Consider the following 18,861-nt stretch of genomic DNA (forward strand, 5'->3'; position numbering starts at 1 on the left):
ACGCCGCTGGCTCAGCGGCTTTGGGGGTTCTGCAACGCGTCAGGACTGCAACTGCAAGGTCTTGACGATCTTGCTGTCCACTTTCTCGCCCGCGCCCGAGGTGGTATTCCTGCTCTCCTTGCGCAATAACAATAAATGGTCAGCGCTGACACCATACTGACGTGTCTCGTCCGTCTTTTGCGTAAAGCTGACGACGACGAAGGCGCGCCCGCTCACGTCAAAGTGGAAATGGCTGGCCAGCGGCGTGCCGTCCGCGGCGATCCATACCTCGATGCCGCCTTCGAACTTCTTCACATACTTGCGGTCCTTCTCAGGCACCTTGTCGAGCGACAAGGTAAAGCTGAGCAGGCGCGCCGGCTTGCCCTTGTAGCTATCGGCCTTTTCGCCGCTGAACACGGCTTCCTCGATTTCGCGCGACAGGGCGTCCGCCGCCGACACCATGGAGCGCAGCTCCGTCGCCTTCATTTCCCCCAGCGCAAAGCCGATCGGCGTCTTGAGCTTCGGATCTTTCACCCTGGCACGCTGCTCGGCTTCCACTTTCGCCAGCAAGTCCTTACCGTAGAGCACTTGCAAGCCCGCCGGCCCGCCTTCGACAACCACCGTGGCTTGGCCGCTATCCTCTTCCGCCGCCTTGCCCTCACCCTCGCGGCGCCAGGTTTTCGATTCGACCTGCGCCTTGATGGGCATCTGCCCCTGCAAGCGCGCCAGCGCTGCATTCAGATCGGCCAGCCCGTCGGCCCTTGCCGTACCGCAAAACAAACTGAACAAGCCCACCACCGCCAAGCCTTGCACTCCACAACGTCGTTGCATCGCCACATCCCTTCGGTTCATACAAGGATGCCAAAACACCATGTTTTAGCCATCTGTTGCATTTGAACACAGCTAGCTCTGGTCAGGTGGAAAGTCTTTCTGCTATAATTCGCCGCCTTGGCCTGGTAGCTCAGTCGGTAGAGCAGAGGATTGAAAATCCTTGTGTCGGTGGTTCGATTCCGCCCCGGGCCACCAAGAATTCAGCAGAAAATATCAAAAAGCCAACCTTCGGGTTGGCTTTTTTGTTTGTCTTTGTACAAAACCTCCCCTCCGCCGCCGCACTGTGTGGGCAAACGTACGGACTGCGGCTGTCCAAGAGCGCATGCTGCAGGCAGACCATATACCCATCCCGCCGCCAGCGCCCTGGGCGACACGGCGGAACGGCCACCTGGCTAGCTCTCCCCACCACACCGCCATGCGAAACTCGCGCCCGACACCGTCGAGCCGTTCCGTACATAACGGCACACCGCCAAAGGATGCATCATGAAAACTACCCTGATATTGCTCGCGCTCGCCTCTACCCTCGCCTTGACCGCTTGCCAGCGCGAAGCCCCCCCAGTCGTGCAAGTCGTCCCTGGCCCAGTCGGCGCGCCTGGGCCTGCCGGCGCTACGGGTGCCACGGGCGCCGAAGCCCCTGCCGGCGCGACCGGTGCGACTGGCGCCATGGGCCAGACCGGCGACAGCGGTGCCGCCGGATATGACGGTGCCAAGGGCGCCACTGGTGCACAAGGCAACGATGGCGCCAAGGGTGCGGACGGTGACAAGGGCAAGACCGGCGACACGGTGATTGTCGTTCCACAACGCTAATACGCCACACACCACAACGCCAACCCATCCGGTTGGCGTTGTGCGTATGCGCTGTACCGCACAGTAACATCTGCCATATCGGCCTACCCTGTACTTATTACACAGGGAGATATCGCATGCTGACGATCATACTGATGGTGGCCCTGCTGGGCCTGCTTGCACTGTTCGCGCCCGGCCCCCTGCGCCGTGCCCTGCTCGCTCCCCGCCTGCTGGCCCTGTTCAAGCGCATCTTGCCAACCATGTCCGGGACGGAACGCGACGCTCTTGAGGCGGGCACCACCTGGTGGGATGCCGAGCTGTTTTCCGGCCGGCCCGACTGGTCCAGGTTGCTTGCTTATGGCCGAGCCTCGCTCACTGCCGAAGAGCGCCATTTTCTTGAACACGACGTCGAGCGGCTGTGCGAACTGGTCAACGACTGGGAAACGCAGCAGGCGCAGGATTTGCCGCGCCAGGCCTGGGACTACATGAAGGCGCAAGGTTTCCTCGGCATGATCATCCCGAAACAATACGGCGGCAAGCAGTTCTCCGCCTACATGCATTCGCAAGTGGTCATGAAATTGTCGAGCCGCTGCTCGGCGCTGGCGGTGACCGTGATGGTGCCCAATTCGCTGGGGCCGGCCGAATTGCTGCTGCACTACGGCACCGAAGAACAAAAAGATTATTACCTGCCGCGATTGGCCGCCGGCACCGAAATTCCCTGCTTTGCGCTGACCAGCCCGTATGCGGGTTCCGACGCGGCTGCCATTCCCGACCTTGGCGTCGTATGCATGGGCAAGCATGAGGGGCGCGCCTCGCTGGGTTTCCGCCTCACCTGGAACAAGCGCTACATCACCCTGGCGCCCGTGGCGACCTTGCTGGGGCTGGCATTCCAGACCAGCGATCCCGAACACTTGCTGTCCGACAACGATGCGCCCGGCATCACCTGCGCCCTGATCCCCGCCAGCCACGACGGCGTGGTGATCGGCCGCCGCCATCACCCTTTGAACGCCGCATTCCAGAATGGCCCGACGTCAGGCAATGATGTGTTCATCCCCATCGACTGGGTCATCGGCGGCCAGGCGCAAGTGGGCAAAGGCTGGCGCATGCTGATGGAATGCCTGGCGGCCGGGCGTGCCATTTCGCTGCCCTCGTCCAGCGTGGGCATGGGCAAGATGGCCGTGCGCGGCACCGGCGCGTATGCAGCCGTACGGCGCCAGTTCAACATGCCTATTGGCAAGTTCGAAGGCGTGCAGGAAGCGCTGGCCCGCATGGGCGCCAACCTGTACCTGATGGACGCGGCCCGCACCCTGGCCGCGCACGCCGTCGACCTGGGCGAGAAGCCGGCCGTCATTTCCGCCATCGTCAAATACCACGTCACGGAGCGGGGACGCGCGCTCGTCAATGATGGCATGGATATTTTGGGCGGCAAGGGCATCTGCATCGGCCCCAACAATTTCCTCGCCAGCGCCTACCAGCAAATCCCCATCGCCATCACGGTCGAAGGGGCCAACATCCTCACGCGCAGCCTGATCATCTTCGGCCAGGGCGCCATCCGCGCGCACCCGTATGTACTCAGGGAAATGGCTGCCGTCAGCGAAAGCGACGGCCGCAAAGCCGTGCGCGATTTCGATGCGGCCTTCTTTGGCCACGTGGGCTTTGTGCTGGGCAACCTGGCCAGGGGATTATGGTACGGACTGGGCGGCGCGCGCCTGGCGGCCGTACCCGACGCCAGCGCGCCCGCACTGGCGCCCTATTACCGCGCCCTGACGCGGCTGTCGACGGCCTTTGCCGTCATGACCGATATGTCGATGTTCGTGCTCGGTGGCGAGCTCAAGCGCCGCGAACGGCTGTCCGCCCGGCTGGGCGACGTGCTGGCGCAGCTGTACCTGGCTTCGTCGGTGCTGAAGCGCTACGAAGACGATGGCCGGCCCGAGGCCGACCAGCCTTATGTGCACTGGTCGCTGCAAGATGCGCTGCTCAAGGCGCAGCAAGGCTTGACGGGCGTACTCGACAACTTCCCCGCGCGCACGCTGGCGGTGCTGCTGCGCACCTTGCTGTTCCCCTTTGGCCTGCCTCATCGCCCACCGTCCGACGAACTGGGCAGCGCGGTGGCGCTGGCCCTGCAAACGCCGGGCGCCGACCGCGAACGCCTGCTGGCCGACGGCCATGTCGCCAGCGACAGTGGCGATCCCGTGGCCTGCGCCGAGCGGGCGCTGACCCTGCTGCCCGAGGTCCTGCAGATCGAAAAACGTCTGAAAGACACGCCCGCAGGGGCGGCCCTCCGGCATCTGCCGCAAAGCCTGTCCGCCATGCAGCAGTGGCTGGCAGCAGCCAAGGCGGCAGGCACCGTCAGCTGCCAGGAGCACAATACCTTGCTGGAATATGCGCGCCTGGTCGACGGCTTGATACAGGTCGACGATTTTTCCCCGGCCACACTACAAGCCAAGCTTGCCTATCCACGCGATGACGCAGGCGTGTTTGATGCGAGTGGCAAGCCCAGCACGAGGGGTACCAAGGCCACGTACACGACGATGGCGGAGAGCCAGATGGCGCCGGGCCAGTGCGCCCTGACGCCAAAATAAATGCTGGAAAACACCAGCGGGCACAACACGGATGCCAGGCTCACGGACGAGGCCAGCACGCCCTGGAACTGGCCTTGCCGGTCGTCGGAAACTTGCCGCGTGGCCAACGACTGCAGGGCCGGCGCGCCGATGCCGCCCAAAGCAAACACGGGCATGATGGCGAAGATCATCCAGCTGCGTGTGGCGAAGGCCATGACGAGCAGCGCCAGGCAGGCGCAGGCGACGCCCGCCAGGATGGCGGCGCGTTCGCCCAGCAGTTTTACGGCCGGCCCGGGCAAAAAGGCCTGGGCCAACGCCTGGCACACGCCAAAGGCGCCCAGCGACAGACCGATCCACAAGCCGTTCCATTCGAACGCATCGTGGCCCCACAGCGCCCAGCACACGCCATACACTTCACCGGCGGCGCTGAAGGTAAAGAAAATGACGGTGATCGGCAGCAAGCGCTTTTCCGACCAGACCCAGCGCAACGAGCGCAGGGGATTCAATGCCGCCAGGTCGATTTTCACGCGCGTGGGCGGGCGCATGGGTGGGCGAGATTCGGGCAGCGTGAACAACGCCAGCAGCAGGTTGCCAGTATTTAATACGGCGGCCGCCATGAACGGCAGGCGCAGGCCGTAATCGCCCAGCGCGCCGCCCAGCACGGGGCCGATGATGAAGCCTGCGCCGAACATGGCGTTGAGCAAGCCGAAACGGCGCGCCCGCGTCGCCTCGGGAGAAATGTCGGTGATGTAAGCAGTGGCCACGGAGACGTTGGCACTCGTCAAGCCCGCGATGGCACGCCCCAACAGCAGCATCCACAAGCTGGGCGCAAAGGCCAGGAACAGGTAATTGACGGCGGCGCCCGCCAGCGACAGCAGCAGCACGGGACGCCGGCCCAGACGGTCGCTCAGCGCTCCCAACACCGGCGCAAAGATGAATTGCATCAGCGCATACAGGGCCGTCATGATGCCGATATACGACGCCACGTTCGCCGCATGCGTGACATCTTGCAGCAGCGCCGGCAGGATGGGGAAAATCAGGCCGATGCCGATGGCATCGAGGACGACAGTGGCGAAGATGACAGGCAGCGCTGTCGCCGGAACGGATACTTTCATATACTCAATCCAAATATGTACTCAGTACACAAATAATACGCCACGCCTTGCTGCGCCATCAAGCGTTATCTGTACTCAGTACACCTGGTGTATGATCGTGGCAACATGACGATTCCTTCCGACCTACGCTCCCGCAAACGCCTTGCCACCCGACAAGCCATCTCGAATGCCGCCACGCGCCTGTTCTTTGTGCGTGGCTTCGAGCAGGTAACGGTGGACGAGATCGCCGCGGCCGCCAGCGTGGGACGCATGACGGTGTTCAACCACTTCCCGCGCAAGGAAGACATGTTCTTCGACCGCGAGGAAGAGGGACGCGAGTTGCTGCGCGAAGCGCTGCGCCGGCGCGATCCCATGGTGCCCCCCATCGAAACCCTGCGCCTGCTGGCGCACCGCCTGGTGGCCGAGGACAGTCCCTACATCACGTTTTCCGCCGCCGGCCAGGGTTTCATTGCCACCATCGAGGCCAGCGACACCTTGAAAGCGCGGGCGCGGGCGATCCGCGACGAACTGGCGCATGTGGTGGCGCAAGCGCTGACCGAGTGCACCGGGCGCGACACGCACGATCCCCTGGCCCAACTGGCGGCCAGCCTGCTGTTGGCCACCTGGAGCACCGCCCTCATCGAAGCGCATCGCGCCTTCGCGCGGCATGGCGACGCGCGGCAGGCCAAGGCCGGCTTTCTCGCCCTGGTGGACCAGGGTCACGCAGGCTTGAACGCCGCCATGGCGGGTACGCCTTACGCGTGACGTTGCCTGGCAGCGACCCGGAATCAGGGTTTCCTTGACCCAAGGCAATGCAATACGGTGCCAACCAGCATAAGATCGCCGGCTTTGCCCCTCCCCCATGCGCCACGCTCCCGAATTACTCCTGCCTGCCGGCTCGCTGGCCAAGATGCATGCCGCCTTCGACTATGGCGCCGACGCCGTCTACGCGGGCCAGCCACGTTACAGCTTGCGCGTGCGCAATAACGATTTTTCGACCTTGCAAGCCTTGCAGGAAGGAATCGATGGCGCGCATGCGCGCGGCAAGCAATTCTTTGTCGCCAGCAATATCTTCGCCCATAACGCCAAGCTGAAGACGTACGTGCGCGACATGGAACCGGTGATCGCCATGCGTCCCGATGCCCTGATCATGGCCGACCCGGGCCTGATCATGATGGTGCGCGACAAGTGGCCCGACATCCCCGTGCACCTGTCGGTGCAGGCGAATGCCGTCAACTGGGCCGACGTGAAGTTCTGGCACCGCATGGGTTTGACGCGCGTGATTTTGTCGCGCGAACTGTCGCTCGACGAAATCGAGGAAATCCGCCAGCGCTGCCCGGAGATGGAACTGGAAGTGTTCGTCCACGGCGCCCTGTGCATCGCCTATTCGGGCCGCTGCCTGCTGTCCGGCTATTTCAACCATCGCGACCCGAACCAGGGCACCTGCACGAATTCCTGCCGCTGGGATTACAAGGTGAAAAATGCCACCGAAGACGCCAGCGGCGACCTGGGCGGCATGCAGGTGGTGCCGCTGGAATTCCACCAGGCGCTGGCCGAGGCTGACAATAACGCGTTTTCCGCCCTGCACCAGCAACCGCGCCACCCGCTGGCCGACCAGCCCTATTTCATTGAAGAAGCGCAGCGCCCGGGCCAACTGATGCCGATACTCGAAGACGAGCACGGCACCTACATCATGAACTCGAAGGACTTGCGCGCCGTCGAGCATATCGAGCGCCTGGTGAAGATCGGCGTCGATTCGCTGAAGGTCGAAGGCCGCACCAAGTCGCTGTACTACGCGGCGCGCACGGCGCAGGTCTACCGCCAGGCCATCGACGACGCCGTGGCGGGCCGTCCTTTCGATATCGGCCTGCTGGGCCAGCTGCAAGGCCTGGCCAACCGTGGCTACACGGACGGCTTTTACCAGCGCCACCACACGCAAACACACCAGAACTACATGCGCGGCGCGTCCGAGGCGGACCGCAGCCAGTACGTGGGCGACGTGCTGGGCGTGACAGACGGCTGGGCCAGGGTCGAAGTGAAAAACCGCTTCGCCGTGGGCGACCGCATCGAGGCCCTGCATCCGGGCGGCAACCGCGATTTCACCATAGCACGCATGCTCAGCGATGACGGCAAGGAGATCCAGGTCGCGCCCGGCAGCGGCCACTTCGTGCGCATCGAACTCGACGGAGCCCTCGACAAGGCCTTGCTGGCGCGCTATTTGTAACCGCCAGTCTGGTAAGCGGGGTGGCGAGCAGTTTCTAAGTGTTTGATTTGACAAGTAAAAATCCGCAAGGCATCGCTTAAACAATTTGTTTAAGCCTCAACATTGCTATACGATACGGCCACCCTGCGCCCGGGGGCCTTATCGGCATTCCGGGCGTTCCTGACACGTTCACCGGAATCCCCGATGCCACCTGCCCTGATCACCAATGACGCCGTCGTCCTCGGCCTGCTCGCCATGACCCTGGGGGCCGTCTTCTGGACCGCCTCCCGCCCGGACGGCTTCTGGAAAAAGTTTTATAGCTATATCCCTTCGCTGCTGATGTGCTACCTGATCCCGGCGCTGCTCAACACCTTCGGCATCATCGACGGCAACACCTCCGGCCTGTATGCCGTGGCACGCGACTATCTGCTGCCCAGCGCGCTGGTCCTGCTGTGCGTGGCCATCGATTTCGGCGGCATCATCCGCCTGGGCCCCAAGGCCATCATCATGTTTCTCACCGGCACTCTGGGCGTGATGCTGGGCGCCCTCGTCTCGTTCGAAGCCTTGCGTCTGATCCACCCGGAAACAGTGGCGGGCGACACCTGGCGCGGCATGACTACCGTGGCCGGCTCGTGGATAGGCGGCGGCGCCAACCAGGCGGCCATGAAAGAAGTGTTTGAAGTGGACGCCACGCTGTTCGGCCAATTCGTCGCCGTCGACGTGCTGGTGGCCAACGTCTGGACGGCCGTGCTGCTGTTCCTGGCCGGCCGCGCGGGCGCCTTCGACCGCTGGACCGGTGCGGATTTATCTGCCATCAATGCGCTCAAGGACAGCATCGAAAGCTACCGTGCCCAGCACGCGCGCATCGCCACCCTGACCGACATCATGATCATCCTCGGCGTGGGCCTGGGCGTGACGGGCCTGTCGCACTTCCTGGCCGGCCCCATCATCAGCTGGATCAACACCCTGCCGGCCGAGTGGCGCCTGCAGGATTACAGCCTGACATCGAACTTCTTCTGGATCGTCGTCCTCGCCACCACCTTCGGCTTGCTACTGAGCTTTACCCGCGCGCGCAGCCTGGAAGGCGCGGGCGCTTCGACCATCGGTTCAGCCATGCTGTACGTACTGGTGGCCACCATCGGCATGCACATGGACTTGAAAGCCCTGTTCGACAAGCCTTTCCTGTTCCTGCTAGGCCTGATCTGGATCGCCGTGCATGGCGGCCTGATGCTGCTCGTCGCCAAGCTGATCCGCGCACCTCTGTTCTTCATGGCCGTGGGATCGCAAGCCAACATCGGCGGCGCCGCCTCGGCCCCCGTCATCGCCAGCGCCTTCCACCCGGCCCTGGCGCCCGTAGGTGTGCTGCTGGCCGTGCTCGGCTATGCGCTGGGCACCTATGGCGCCTACATCACGGGATTGATCTTGCGCAGCATGGCGGGGTGATTCACCCGGCAATGACAACGACGCCAGCCTGCGGGCTGGCGTTGTCGTTTGTAGGCTTGTCACCGGCCTGTTTTTCCGGCCAGGCCAGTTCCCCTCGCATCGACCACAGAGTCCTCAAAAAAATCCCCACAATGTAGCAGAAACCCCTCAAAACAAAATTTCCGCACCATTTTTGTGCGAAATCTGCGATGATAGTTGCCCAAATAACCGATTACCCCCATGGAATTCTGATGAAATACGCATCTGCTCACGAGTATGTCCAGCATGTCGCCGCACGCAATCCAGGTCAACCCGAGTTTCTGCAAGCCGTCACCGAAGTCATGGAGAGCTTGTGGCCGTTCCTGGAACAGCACCCGAAATACGCGGAACAAGGCTTGCTGGAACGCTTGATCGAGCCGGAGCGCGTGGTGATGTTCCGCGTGTCGTGGGTCGATGACCATGGGCAAGTACAAGTCAATCGCGGCTACCGCATCCAGCACAGCATGGCCATCGGGCCATACAAGGGCGGCATCCGCTTCCACCCGTCCGTCACGCTGTCCGTGCTGAAATTCCTCGCCTTTGAGCAAACCTTCAAGAATGCCCTGACGACCTTGCCGATGGGTGGCGGCAAGGGCGGCGCCGATTTCGATCCGAAGGGCAAGAGCCCGGGCGAAGTGATGCGCTTCTGCCAGGCCTTCGTCAGCGAACTGTTCCGTCATGTGGGCTCGGACACGGACGTGCCGGCCGGCGACATCGGCGTGGGCGGGCGTGAAGTGGGCTACATGGCCGGCATGATGAAAAAACTCAGCAACCGTGCCGACTGCGTGTTCACAGGCAAGGGCGCCAGCTTTGGCGGCTCGCTGATGCGTCCGGAAGCGACGGGCTACGGCACCGTGTATTTTGCCGAGGAAATGCTGAAAACGCGGGGCCGCTCGTTCGAAGGCATGCGCGTGTCCGTTTCCGGTTCGGGCAACGTGGCGCAGTACGCGGTGGAAAAAGCCATGGCCATGGGCGCGAAAGTCATCACCGTTTCGGATTCGAGCGGCACCATCATCGATGAAGACGGTTTCACGCCGGAAAAACTGGCCATCCTGATGGAGATCAAGAACCATCTGTATGGCCGCGTCAGCGACTATGCAGAACGCACGGGCGTGCGCTTCGAGGCGGGCGTGTCGCCATGGCATGTGCCGGTCGACATCGCCCTGCCTTGCGCCACGCAAAATGAATTGAACATCGACGACGCGCGTACCTTGATCGCCAATGGCGTGCAGTGCGTGGCCGAAGGCGCCAACATGCCCACCACCATCGAGGCGGCCAAAGCGTTCGAGGCGGCCGGCGTGCTGTACGCGCCGGGCAAGGCCAGCAATGCAGGCGGCGTGGCCACGTCAGGCCTGGAAATGAGCCAGAACGCGGCCCGCATGGCCTGGCCGCGCGAAGAAGTCGATACGCGTTTGCTGCAGATCATGCAAGGCATCCACGCCGCATGCAAGCAATACGGCACGCGCGTCGATGGCACCGTCAGCTATGTGGATGGCGCGAATATCGCCGGTTTCGTGAAAGTGGCCGATGCCATGCTGGCACAGGGCGTCATTTAAAGCATTTGAGGCTTCATCAGGCTCTTGCGGCTGATGGTGCGGCCCGACACCATGAATTCGCCGTTGCCGCGGTAGTGCAAGGTTTCGGGCAGCTTGGGCGAGGTGGCCACATGGGCCTTCACGCATTCGAAAATGAAGAAGCCGCCCTTCGGATTGCCCGCCACCTGGGCCAGCTTGCATTCGAAGTTGGCGTAGCACTCGGCGATCAGGGGCGCGCCCACCTGTTCGGCCGGCTGCGCCGTCAGACCAAAAGCCGTGAACTTGTCCGTGTCTTCGCCGCTGCAATTGCCGATGGCGACCACCTGGTCGACCATGTCGGCCGTGGGCAGGTTGATCACGCACTCCATGCTGCGCTTGATCATTTCATAGCTGTGGTTCGCGTCGGAAATGAAGCAACCCAGCAAGGATGGCGTAAATTCCATCAACATGTGCCAGGCCATGGTCATGACGTCGCTTTCTCCCTGCCAGGTTGAACTGACCAGCACCACCGGCCCCGGTTCGAGGAAACGGCGGATGTCGGCGACGGGATAATCTTCTTTGTGGTAATTTTTCATCTGGTCTCCTGGACGCGGTACGCCATAGCATAGACCAACGGCGCCTTGCCGGGCGCGCGGCTGGCCGCTGGCGGTCATCATCTGCGCCGCGATTTGTGCAGTTCGTCGCAAATTTCTCCCCAATGGAGATGTTGCACAATAGAATACACTGATCAACTACTCAAGGAAACCGCCATGCGCCCTCTGTTCCTGTTGTCCGCCCTGTCCCTGGCTTGCCTCGCTACCCTCGCGCATGCCGACGAGCAAACCCGCACGGTCGGCGCCTTCAACGCCATCGACATCCGCGGCCCCATCAGCATCGAAGTCGAATCGGGCAAGGAGCAAAGCCTGCTGCTGCGCGGCGACCAGAAATTCCTCAGCGGCGTGATCACGGAAGTGGTCGATGGCGAGCTGAAAATTTCCATGAAGGATAAAGATATCAAGAAAACGGAGGGCGACCCGCGGGTCATCATCACCATGCCCACCTTGCGCAAGCTGATCGCTGAAGGCGCGGGCGAGAAGATCTTGACCAAGCTCAATGGTCCACGAGTCGACATCAGCTACAAGGGCGCGGGCCGCCTGGCCGCCGATGGCCAAGTCGACTGGCTGCGCCTGAAGGCGCAAGGCGTGGGTGAAGTCGATACGAAAGCCTTGCTGGCGAAAAACGTCGACGTCAATTTCGAAGGCATCGGTTACGTCAAGGTGTATTCCTCGGGCGAACTGAACGCCGTGGTGCGCGGCATGGGCGAACTGACCTATTACGGCAAGCCGAAGATCGTGCACAAGTCGGTCGCCGGCATCGGCAGCGTGAATGCCGCCAAATAAGATTTCCTAAAACAACAAGGCCATCAGGCCACTGGAGACCGCATGACCGCAACACCCGATACCCAAGATACCCACGCACCGCTGGTGCTGCGCGAGAATGAGGCTGGCCTCGTTACCCTGCGCCTGAACCGCCCGCTGCAATTCAATGCCCTGTCGGTAGCCATGCTGGCGGCGCTGCAGGAAGCGTTCGATGTCATCGCGCAGCAGCCGCACGTGCGCTGCGTGGTGCTGGCCGCCGAAGGCAAGGCCTTTTGCGCGGGCCACGATTTGCGCCAGATGCAAGCCACGCGCCAGCTTGATTATTATCAAACCCTGTTCGCGCAATGCTCGCGCGTGATGCAAGCCATCCAGGCCTTGCCCGTGCCCGTGATTGCCCGCGTGCATGGCATCGCCACGGCGGCCGGCTGCCAGCTGGTGGCCAGCTGCGACCTGGCCGTGGCGGGCGCCTCCGCGCGCTTTGCCGTGTCCGGCATCAACGTGGGCCTGTTCTGCGCCACGCCATCGGTGGCCCTGTCGCGCAACGTCTCGCCCAAGCGGGCCTTCGACATGCTGGTGACGGGCCGCTTCATCGACGCCGACACGGCCGCCGACTGGGGCTTGATCAACGAAACGGTGGCCGACACGGCGCTCGACGAGGCCGTGGCGCGCCTGGCGCAACAGATCATGGCGAAAAGCCCGACAGCCATCCGCTACGGCAAGGCCATGTTCTACCGGCAGCGCCAGCTGCCGCTGGACGACGCGTATGCGTATGCGGGCGACGTGATGGCGCGCAACATGATGGAAGAGGATGCGGATGAAGGCGTGAGCGCCTTTTTAGAGAAACGGCCGCCCAGCTGGGCGCGGCCGTAACTTAATTTAACGTAACTTAACGCTCTTGCTTCATCTGCTGCTGCACGGAAAGACTCAAGGTACCCAGGTCTTCCTTGCCCAGCAGTGGCAATTGCGCCAGCAGCTGCATCAGGGCGGAACTGCCCGTCACGTCCAGCTCGGACGATTGCACCAGCACCGTGCCGGCGCCCGTGAAATCGATCTGCTTTTCCTCGCCCGATAAACTGAAACCGGTGAGCGCGCCGGCGGCCGAGGCCCAGCCCTGCACGTGGGCATAATCGTAGTGGTAGGAAGGGCTGGGGCAATCGGCCCAGCCCAGCACGGCCTGTTCGTCGACGCGGCACGGCAATTCCAGGAAGTGCACGGGGCCGTTCGACGAGGCGATGACTTTACCGGTGCCTATCATGGTCAGATAGCCGGGCAAGGTCGATTCCTGGCAAATCACATCCTTGGTAAACCCCAGCAGGTTTTTCGCGCGGATGGTCATGTTGGCATTGTCCAGGTCGTAGCACGCCAGGTCGTTGCCGTTATCGCCCAAAATCAATTGCCCCTGGCCTTGCGCCACGACAAAGTGGTGGATGTATTTCGGTGCATTGAAGGCATTGCGCACGATCAAATCGAGCACGCTGCTGCCCATGGATTCGAAGCGCAGTTCGCCATAGAAGGCGATCATCTTGCCCTTGCGAATGAAGATCTGTTCCTTGACGTCGATGACATACGAAAAACGGTTCAGGTTATCGTTCTTCGGCAAGGTATCGGGGTTGTAAATCGTCATGGCTTACCTTTCGCTCGCTTGGATGTAGACCGTGCCCTGGCCCGTAAACTTCACCTGGTAGGACTCGCCCGAGGCCTGGCCGACAAAGGTTTTCCAGTTCAAGTCCGTGACGATGGTCGAGCTCAGCTGCCCCGTGTGGCCGATATACGCTTGCGGGTCGACAAACACGGGCACGTCCGGCGTGACGGGCAAGCCGATGGCATTGCCATCCGACAAAATCGCCACGTCGCCCGTGCCTTGCAAGGTGGTGGTAAACAAGCCTTGGCCCGAGGCCATGCCGCGCACCACGCCCTGCACGCCACCCTGGTTGCCCAGGAACATGGTGCCGGCCGTCAGGCGCGCATCGAAGGCCAGCAGGGAATCGCTTTCCACATAGAATGTTTCACCGCGCACGGGGACGATGGTGACGAACAGGCCACCCTGCGCGTAAAACACGCTGCCCGTGCCACGCGCCGACATCATGGCGTAGCCTTCGCTCGTGACGGCGCGCATGGCCAGGCTTTGCACGCCCTGGCCCGCCAGGAAGGAGCGGCTGAACGCCACGTCGCCCTGGTACGACACCATGGCGCCCTTGCGCGCGAACACTTCTTCATTGCCGAGTTTAACCTCAAGCATCTTTTCATTGATCTGCTGATAGACAGGCATCGCGGGTCCTCGCTAACTTAACGTTCGGCGGGCTGGATGAACACCACGCCCTGGCCTGTGAATTTGTGCTGGTACGATTCGCCCGAGCTCTGGCCGATCATGGTGCGCCAGTTGACGTCAAAGACGAATTCCTGGCGGATATCTCCCTTGAAGCCGACGAAGGCGTCCGGGTCCACGCGCAACGGGTGCGCCGGCGTCACTTCCAGCATGATCAGGTTGCCGCGCGAAATGACGGCCAGGTTGCCGTGGCCTTCGACGGTGGTGGAAAACAGGCCCTGGCCCGAGCTGGCGCCGCGCAAGCCGGCAAAGCTGGTGCCCGTCTTCAGGCTGGTGTCGTAGGCCAGCAGGCTGCTGCTTTCGATGGTCAGCTTTTCGCCGGCCAGCGCCATGACGGTGATCTCGGCCGCATTCTGCGCAAAAAACACGGTGCCCGTGCCGGCGGCCTGCATCACCTGCATGCCTTCGTTCGTCACCTTGCGCTTGAGCGCGCCGAAGATGCCCTCGCCACCGAGCAAGGATTTTTCAAATTTGATGCTGCCCGTATAGGCGACCATGGCACCGGCAATCGCCAGCACTTTTTCATCCTGCAGGCGCACTTCCAGCAGGCGGTCGGTATTGGTGCGGAAACTGGTCACGCGCGACTCCCCAAGAATGCCAGGGCACAAAGCCATGGCTATCCGACAAGATACCGGGGGCGCTACCGCCATGCAAGTGCTATTCCTCCCGAACGGGGGTGAACGAAAAAAAGGCGTGCCCGGAGGCACGCCTTGCGTTCACACAGGGAACGGTTTATTCAGCCAGCACCGGCCTGGCGCCGCGCGCGTTCTGCAACAGCGGCACGGGGTCATTGGTATTGACCTCGACCACCGTGACGCCCTGCAACACGCCAGCCACCTGGTAGCCGACGGCGCCCAGGTGGCGCTTGCCTTCGGCCAGGTTGGACCAGCTCAGCGAGACAGATGCGGTGCCGCCCGTGTAGGCCGTGCCCGGCATCAGCGCCTTGAAGCTGCCATTGTTCAAGCCCGGTGCCAGCACCCATGACGACAGCGTGTAGTCGGCCTGGCCGTTTTGCGGCGCGAAACCGATCACGCACACCTTGTACGTGCCGGCGGCGGGCAGACGCAGTTCCACTTGTTCATTGGAACTTTCATTGCCGCTGCTGCCGACCAGCACATTGGCGGCGTTGTAGACCTCCATGTCCATGTCGGTATTTGCGCCGCCCGTCGTTTCCGCGTCGTAGGTGGCAAAACGCGCCGCCAGGGTGCCGGCAGGGACCACCACGTTGTGCACGTTCACACCCGTGGCGCCACCGGCCTTGCAGCTGGCCGAAGCTGTGCTGGTGTTGGCCTGGCCTACCGTGCGCGCTTCACGCGCGGCTTCCACCAGGCCCGACTTGACGCCCACCAGCGCACCCGTGAAGCCCGTGCCCAGGGTCAGCACCTTGCTGCCCGTGGCCGCTTCGCTGCTGACCAGTGGAATGGCAGCCAGTGAGGTGCCGCGCGCCGTCAGCGGGCTGCGCACCGTGTGCGTGCCATCCGTCCAGCTCAGGGCGCCGTAAGTCCAGGTATTGGCTGGCGCCGTGGTGCGCGTCAGCTTGACCTGGTACTGGCCCTTGGCGCCCGGCGCCAGGCTCAGGCTCGTAGGCGTCACCGCCACCGTGTAGCCGGGCAGGCTGGCCGAGACGTTGTAGACGGCGCTGCCGGCGCCCACGTTAGTCACCGTGCGCGTCAAGGTTTGCGTGCCCAGCACGTTGGCCGCCGTCAGCGACGCCAGATTCAGGTTGTAGGCGGCGATGCTGCCGATGGCCTGGCAGGTGGCGGCGTTGTAGACCTTCAGGTTCAGGCCGCACAGGAAGCGCGCATAGTCGATTTCCGACATGTCGTACACGAGGCCGGGATCGGCCGCGCTGTTCGGCGCGATGTGACCGGCGCCCTGGCCCCACGGCAGCTGGCCCGAGTTCTTCGCCGTGGCATCCCACGACACGGAACCGTTCAAGCCATCCGAATAGGTGCTGAAGGCCGTCGTCATCAGCGCCGACTTGATGGCCGCAGGCGACCAGTCCGGATGCTGCTGCTTGAGCAGCGCCGCCACGCCGGCCACGTGCGGGCTGGCCATCGAGGTGCCGGAATAGAAATCCCATTCGGCCGACGGCGCCACGCCACCGGCCGCCACGGCATCGCGCTGCGCCTGCGTCAGGTCGGCCGTCACGCCGGCCAGCACGTTGGTGCCGGGCGCCGACAGGTCGGGCTTGAGGATGTTCGCATTGGCCACGTTCGGCCCGCGCGAGGAACGGTCGCTGACAATCGGCGCCTTCACCGTGGTGTCGGCGATCGTATGCACTTCGCCGAGCGCCGCCGTGCCATCGGGCGTCGCCGCCATGAAGGCCTTCAGCGCGTCGCCCTGCACCTGCGCCAGGTGCACGGTCGACAGCGCGTGCGCCTGGTTGATGATGGTGTTGGCGCCGCCGGCCACGTTGGCGATGATCACGCCCGCCGCGCCCGCCGTCCTGGCATTCGCGCTCTTGTTGACCAGCACATTGCCGCCACGGTCGCACACGAGTATCTTGCCCGCCACTTTCGCCGGGTCCAGATACGCCGAAGTGGCATCGGCCACGCCGAAGCAGCGCAGCAGGTTGACGTCCGTCGGCAACACGCCGGCCAGGCCCGCATCACGGGACCGGATCAACGGCAGCGCCGGCGTTTTCGCATTGCTCGATGCGCCCTCCAGCTTCGTGCCATTGCTGAGAGTGACATTGGCCGCGTACAGGCGGTTGTGGGTGGAATTGGCCACCGTCGCCAGCCATGGGCTGATGTGCGACACGGGCGCCGGCACGTCGGGTGCGGGCGTGGCCGGGCCGGAATTGCCGCCGGACGTGGCGACAAACACGCCCGCTGCCGCCGCGCCGAGGAAGGCGACTTCCGTCGGTTCGTCGAAGGCGCCGCCGCCCGCGTTCGGGCCGATGGAGAAGTTGATGACGTTGACGCCATCCTTGACCGCCTGGTCGATGGCGGCCACGCTGTCGGCCGTGGCGCAGCCGTTGCGGCCCGTCGAAGCGGCCGTCCAGCAGACTTTATAGGCGGAGATGCGGGCGCGCGGCGCCATGCCCGAGGCCTTGCCCAGCGATACGCCGTTCGAGGTGGCCAGGGCGCCATTGTTGCCGCCGGCCGTGGACGCCGTGTGCGTGCCATGGCCGCCGTGCCCCGTCAGGCCGGCGACGGAATCGCGCGGCGACAAGAATTCCGTCCAGTGCAGCGCCGACGTGGCGGCGCGGTAGTAGCGCGCGCCGATCAGCTTGTTGTTGCAATTCTCGGCGGAAAATCCTTCGCCTGTCTGGCACGTGCCCTGCCAGCTGGCCGGTGGCGCGCCGTACACGACGTTGCTGCCGCTGTGGCTGGGCACGCCGTTCTCGTCGAGGCGGTCGGCAAAGGCCGTGTTCTCCGGCCAGATGCCGCTGTCGACGATGCCGATGATGATGTCTTCGCCCGCGTGCGCCTTGCCGCCCAGCTGCTCCCAGATGCCGCCCGGTTTGTCCAGGCCCAGGAAGCTGGGCGTGTAGCTGGTGTCAAGTTGCAGGACGGAATCGGCGCTGATGCTGGCCACGCCGCTGTTCTTCTTCAGGGCCCGCACTTCATCGTCCGTCAGCAAGGCGGAAAAGCCGTTGAAGACGACGCTGTACTGGTGCGTGATTTCAGCCGCGCTGACGGTGCCGGCCACGGCAGCCTGTTTGGTGCCAAGGTAGCTCAGGTAGGCCTGCACATCGGCGGCGCCCACATTGATGCGCCCCCCCGGTGCCGGCTTGGTGGCGGCCAGGCCGTCGACCTGGCCCGTGTAGGTGGCGGCCGGCTTGTCGACCAGCTGCACGATGTAGGAACGGCGTTCCTGCGCCTGCGCCGCTTGCGCCAGGCTGGCGGCCAGCAGGAGGATACCGAGCGAAACGGGACGTAGTTTCATCTCACGCTCCTTGCACGGTGGACATCGCGAACTTGCCCGTGCGGCGGCGCGACAGCATGCCGATGGCGCCCAGGCCGGCCAGCATCAGCATGTAGGTGGACGGTTCCGGCACGGCGCTGATATTGATATTGTCGAGCGCAAACTGGCCCTGGTTAAAGGCGGGGAAATCGAGGGAATTGCTGCACACGCCAGTGTCATTGAAAATGCAGGCGTTGAAGGTCAGGCCCGTGAAGGCGTAGTTGCTGAAGCCGCTCAGCAGGGAAGCGCTCTGGAAATGGTAATTGCCATCGCTGCCCTGGCCGGGAAACGCCAGCGAGGTGCTGATCACCTGGCCGTTGCTGAGGGTGCCGCTCAGCTGCAGCTGGCCCCAATTCATGTTGGGCAAGCCCGACACGGGCGCGATGAAGGAATAGTCGAAACCGGCCAGGGTGAATGCCTGGTGGTCGGCACGCGCGAAATTCACGCCGCCATCGTTGAGGATGGCCAGGTAGTTGCCGGTGGCGCCCTGCGGGCAGGCAGCGATATCGCACGACGAACCCGCGCGGCCATCGAGGATCGCGCCCACGCCGCTGACGCCGCCGCCGGCCGCCGTGGTCGGGTCGGCCAGGAACAGCAGGTTGTAGCTCGACGTATTGAGCGTCTGGCCGCTTGCATACACGTCGGGGCGCAAGTTATCGAAGCTCAGGACACCGGCCATGGCCGGCGCCGAGGCCAGCACGGACACGGTGGCGAATGCGGCAAAGACGGTGGAGCGACCGCGGGTAGCGGGCGGATTGACGGTGGCGGGCGATACCCGCGCATGTGATAAACGATTCATTCTATTCCCTTGATTG

15 protein-coding genes, 1 tRNA gene and 1 pseudogene are annotated in these 18,861 nt (G+C 63.5%); 9 read left to right on the forward strand and 8 right to left on the reverse strand.

Going from position 1 to position 18,861, the window contains the following annotated elements; all coding sequences use genetic code 11:
- Nucleotides 1-39 precede the first annotated feature (39 nt).
- On the reverse strand, nucleotides 40-810 hold the full coding sequence (locus ACQ4WP_RS21720) for a hypothetical protein (RefSeq protein ID WP_436524278.1): 771 nt from the start codon (nucleotides 808-810) through the stop codon (nucleotides 40-42).
- A gap of 119 nt (nucleotides 811-929) precedes the next feature.
- On the opposite strand from ACQ4WP_RS21720, the gene ACQ4WP_RS21725 reads away from it, so the two are divergent.
- The 3 genes and pseudogenes from ACQ4WP_RS21725 to ACQ4WP_RS21735 form a co-directional block, all read left to right on the forward strand.
- A tRNA-Phe gene (locus ACQ4WP_RS21725) sits at nucleotides 930-1,005 on the forward strand.
- A gap of 288 nt (nucleotides 1,006-1,293) precedes the next feature.
- Complete coding sequence (locus ACQ4WP_RS21730; protein WP_436524280.1) at nucleotides 1,294-1,617, forward strand: collagen-like triple helix repeat-containing protein; 324 nt, start codon at nucleotides 1,294-1,296, stop codon at nucleotides 1,615-1,617.
- Between the two features lie 116 nt (nucleotides 1,618-1,733).
- Nucleotides 1,734-4,085, forward strand: a pseudogene (locus ACQ4WP_RS21735) (acyl-CoA dehydrogenase); the annotation flags it as partial.
- On the opposite strand, the gene ACQ4WP_RS21740 reads toward ACQ4WP_RS21735, so the two are convergent.
- The gene (locus ACQ4WP_RS21740; protein WP_436524282.1) at nucleotides 4,049-5,272 is read right to left on the reverse strand and encodes a TCR/Tet family MFS transporter; all 1,224 of its coding nucleotides are present in this window, start codon (nucleotides 5,270-5,272) and stop codon (nucleotides 4,049-4,051) included. The pseudogene ACQ4WP_RS21735 and the gene ACQ4WP_RS21740 overlap by 37 nt on opposite strands.
- A 105-nt stretch (nucleotides 5,273-5,377) precedes the next feature.
- On the opposite strand from ACQ4WP_RS21740, the gene ACQ4WP_RS21745 reads away from it, so the two are divergent.
- The 4 genes from ACQ4WP_RS21745 to gdhA all read left to right on the forward strand — a co-directional run bounded on the left by ACQ4WP_RS21745 (nucleotide 5,378) and on the right by gdhA (nucleotide 10,471).
- A complete protein-coding gene (locus tag ACQ4WP_RS21745; RefSeq protein ID WP_436524284.1) occupies nucleotides 5,378-6,016 on the forward strand; it encodes a TetR/AcrR family transcriptional regulator in 639 nt (212 codons plus the stop codon).
- 97 nt (nucleotides 6,017-6,113) lie between these two features.
- Nucleotides 6,114-7,475 carry a prephenate-dependent tRNA uridine(34) hydroxylase TrhP gene (trhP, locus tag ACQ4WP_RS21750; RefSeq protein ID WP_436524286.1) on the forward strand — a complete coding sequence of 454 codons (1,362 nt, stop codon included), beginning with the start codon at nucleotides 6,114-6,116 and terminating at the stop codon, nucleotides 7,473-7,475.
- Nucleotides 7,476-7,658: 183 nt separating this feature from the next.
- Entirely contained in the window at nucleotides 7,659-8,897 is a 1,239-nt protein-coding gene (locus ACQ4WP_RS21755) for a DUF819 family protein (RefSeq protein ID WP_436524288.1), read from the forward strand.
- Nucleotides 8,898-9,127: 230 nt separating this feature from the next.
- On the forward strand, nucleotides 9,128-10,471 hold the full coding sequence (gene gdhA, locus ACQ4WP_RS21760) for an NADP-specific glutamate dehydrogenase (protein ID WP_436524290.1): 1,344 nt from the start codon (nucleotides 9,128-9,130) through the stop codon (nucleotides 10,469-10,471).
- Here the strand turns inward: gdhA and ACQ4WP_RS21765 are convergent.
- Complete coding sequence (locus ACQ4WP_RS21765; protein ID WP_436524292.1) at nucleotides 10,468-11,025, reverse strand: flavin reductase family protein; 558 nt, start codon at nucleotides 11,023-11,025, stop codon at nucleotides 10,468-10,470. The genes gdhA and ACQ4WP_RS21765 overlap by 4 nt on opposite strands.
- 174 nt (nucleotides 11,026-11,199) lie before the next feature.
- Here ACQ4WP_RS21765 and ACQ4WP_RS21770 point away from each other — a divergent pair, with 174 nt between their 5' ends.
- Both ACQ4WP_RS21770 and ACQ4WP_RS21775 read left to right on the forward strand, forming a co-directional pair.
- Nucleotides 11,200-11,829, forward strand: coding sequence for a GIN domain-containing protein (locus tag ACQ4WP_RS21770; RefSeq protein WP_436524294.1), 630 nt, complete (start codon nucleotides 11,200-11,202; stop codon nucleotides 11,827-11,829).
- 42 nt (nucleotides 11,830-11,871) lie between these two features.
- Nucleotides 11,872-12,678, forward strand: coding sequence for an enoyl-CoA hydratase (locus ACQ4WP_RS21775; RefSeq protein ID WP_436524296.1), 807 nt, complete (start codon nucleotides 11,872-11,874; stop codon nucleotides 12,676-12,678).
- A gap of 16 nt (nucleotides 12,679-12,694) precedes the next feature.
- On the opposite strand, the gene ACQ4WP_RS21780 is transcribed toward ACQ4WP_RS21775, so the two are convergent.
- The 5 genes from ACQ4WP_RS21780 to ACQ4WP_RS21800 form a co-directional block, all read right to left on the reverse strand.
- The gene (locus ACQ4WP_RS21780; protein ID WP_436524298.1) at nucleotides 12,695-13,432 is read right to left on the reverse strand and encodes an AIM24 family protein; all 738 of its coding nucleotides are present in this window, start codon (nucleotides 13,430-13,432) and stop codon (nucleotides 12,695-12,697) included.
- A gap of 3 nt (nucleotides 13,433-13,435) precedes the next feature.
- Entirely contained in the window at nucleotides 13,436-14,077 is a 642-nt protein-coding gene (locus ACQ4WP_RS21785) for an AIM24 family protein (RefSeq protein WP_436524300.1), read from the reverse strand.
- 17 nt (nucleotides 14,078-14,094) lie between these two features.
- Entirely contained in the window at nucleotides 14,095-14,748 is a 654-nt protein-coding gene (locus tag ACQ4WP_RS21790; RefSeq protein ID WP_101483725.1) for an AIM24 family protein, read from the reverse strand.
- 118 nt (nucleotides 14,749-14,866) lie between these two features.
- On the reverse strand, nucleotides 14,867-18,028 hold the full coding sequence (locus ACQ4WP_RS21795) for a S8 family serine peptidase (protein WP_436524303.1): 3,162 nt from the start codon (nucleotides 18,026-18,028) through the stop codon (nucleotides 14,867-14,869).
- A 1-nt stretch (nucleotide 18,029) separates the two neighbouring features.
- Nucleotides 18,030-18,845, reverse strand: coding sequence for an NF038120 family PEP-CTERM protein (locus ACQ4WP_RS21800; protein ID WP_436524305.1), 816 nt, complete (start codon nucleotides 18,843-18,845; stop codon nucleotides 18,030-18,032).
- Nucleotides 18,846-18,861 lie beyond the last annotated feature (16 nt).

Source organism: Janthinobacterium lyxosi (assembly GCF_051380665.1).
In the GTDB taxonomy this organism is placed as follows: Bacteria; Pseudomonadota; Gammaproteobacteria; order Burkholderiales; family Burkholderiaceae_D; genus Janthinobacterium.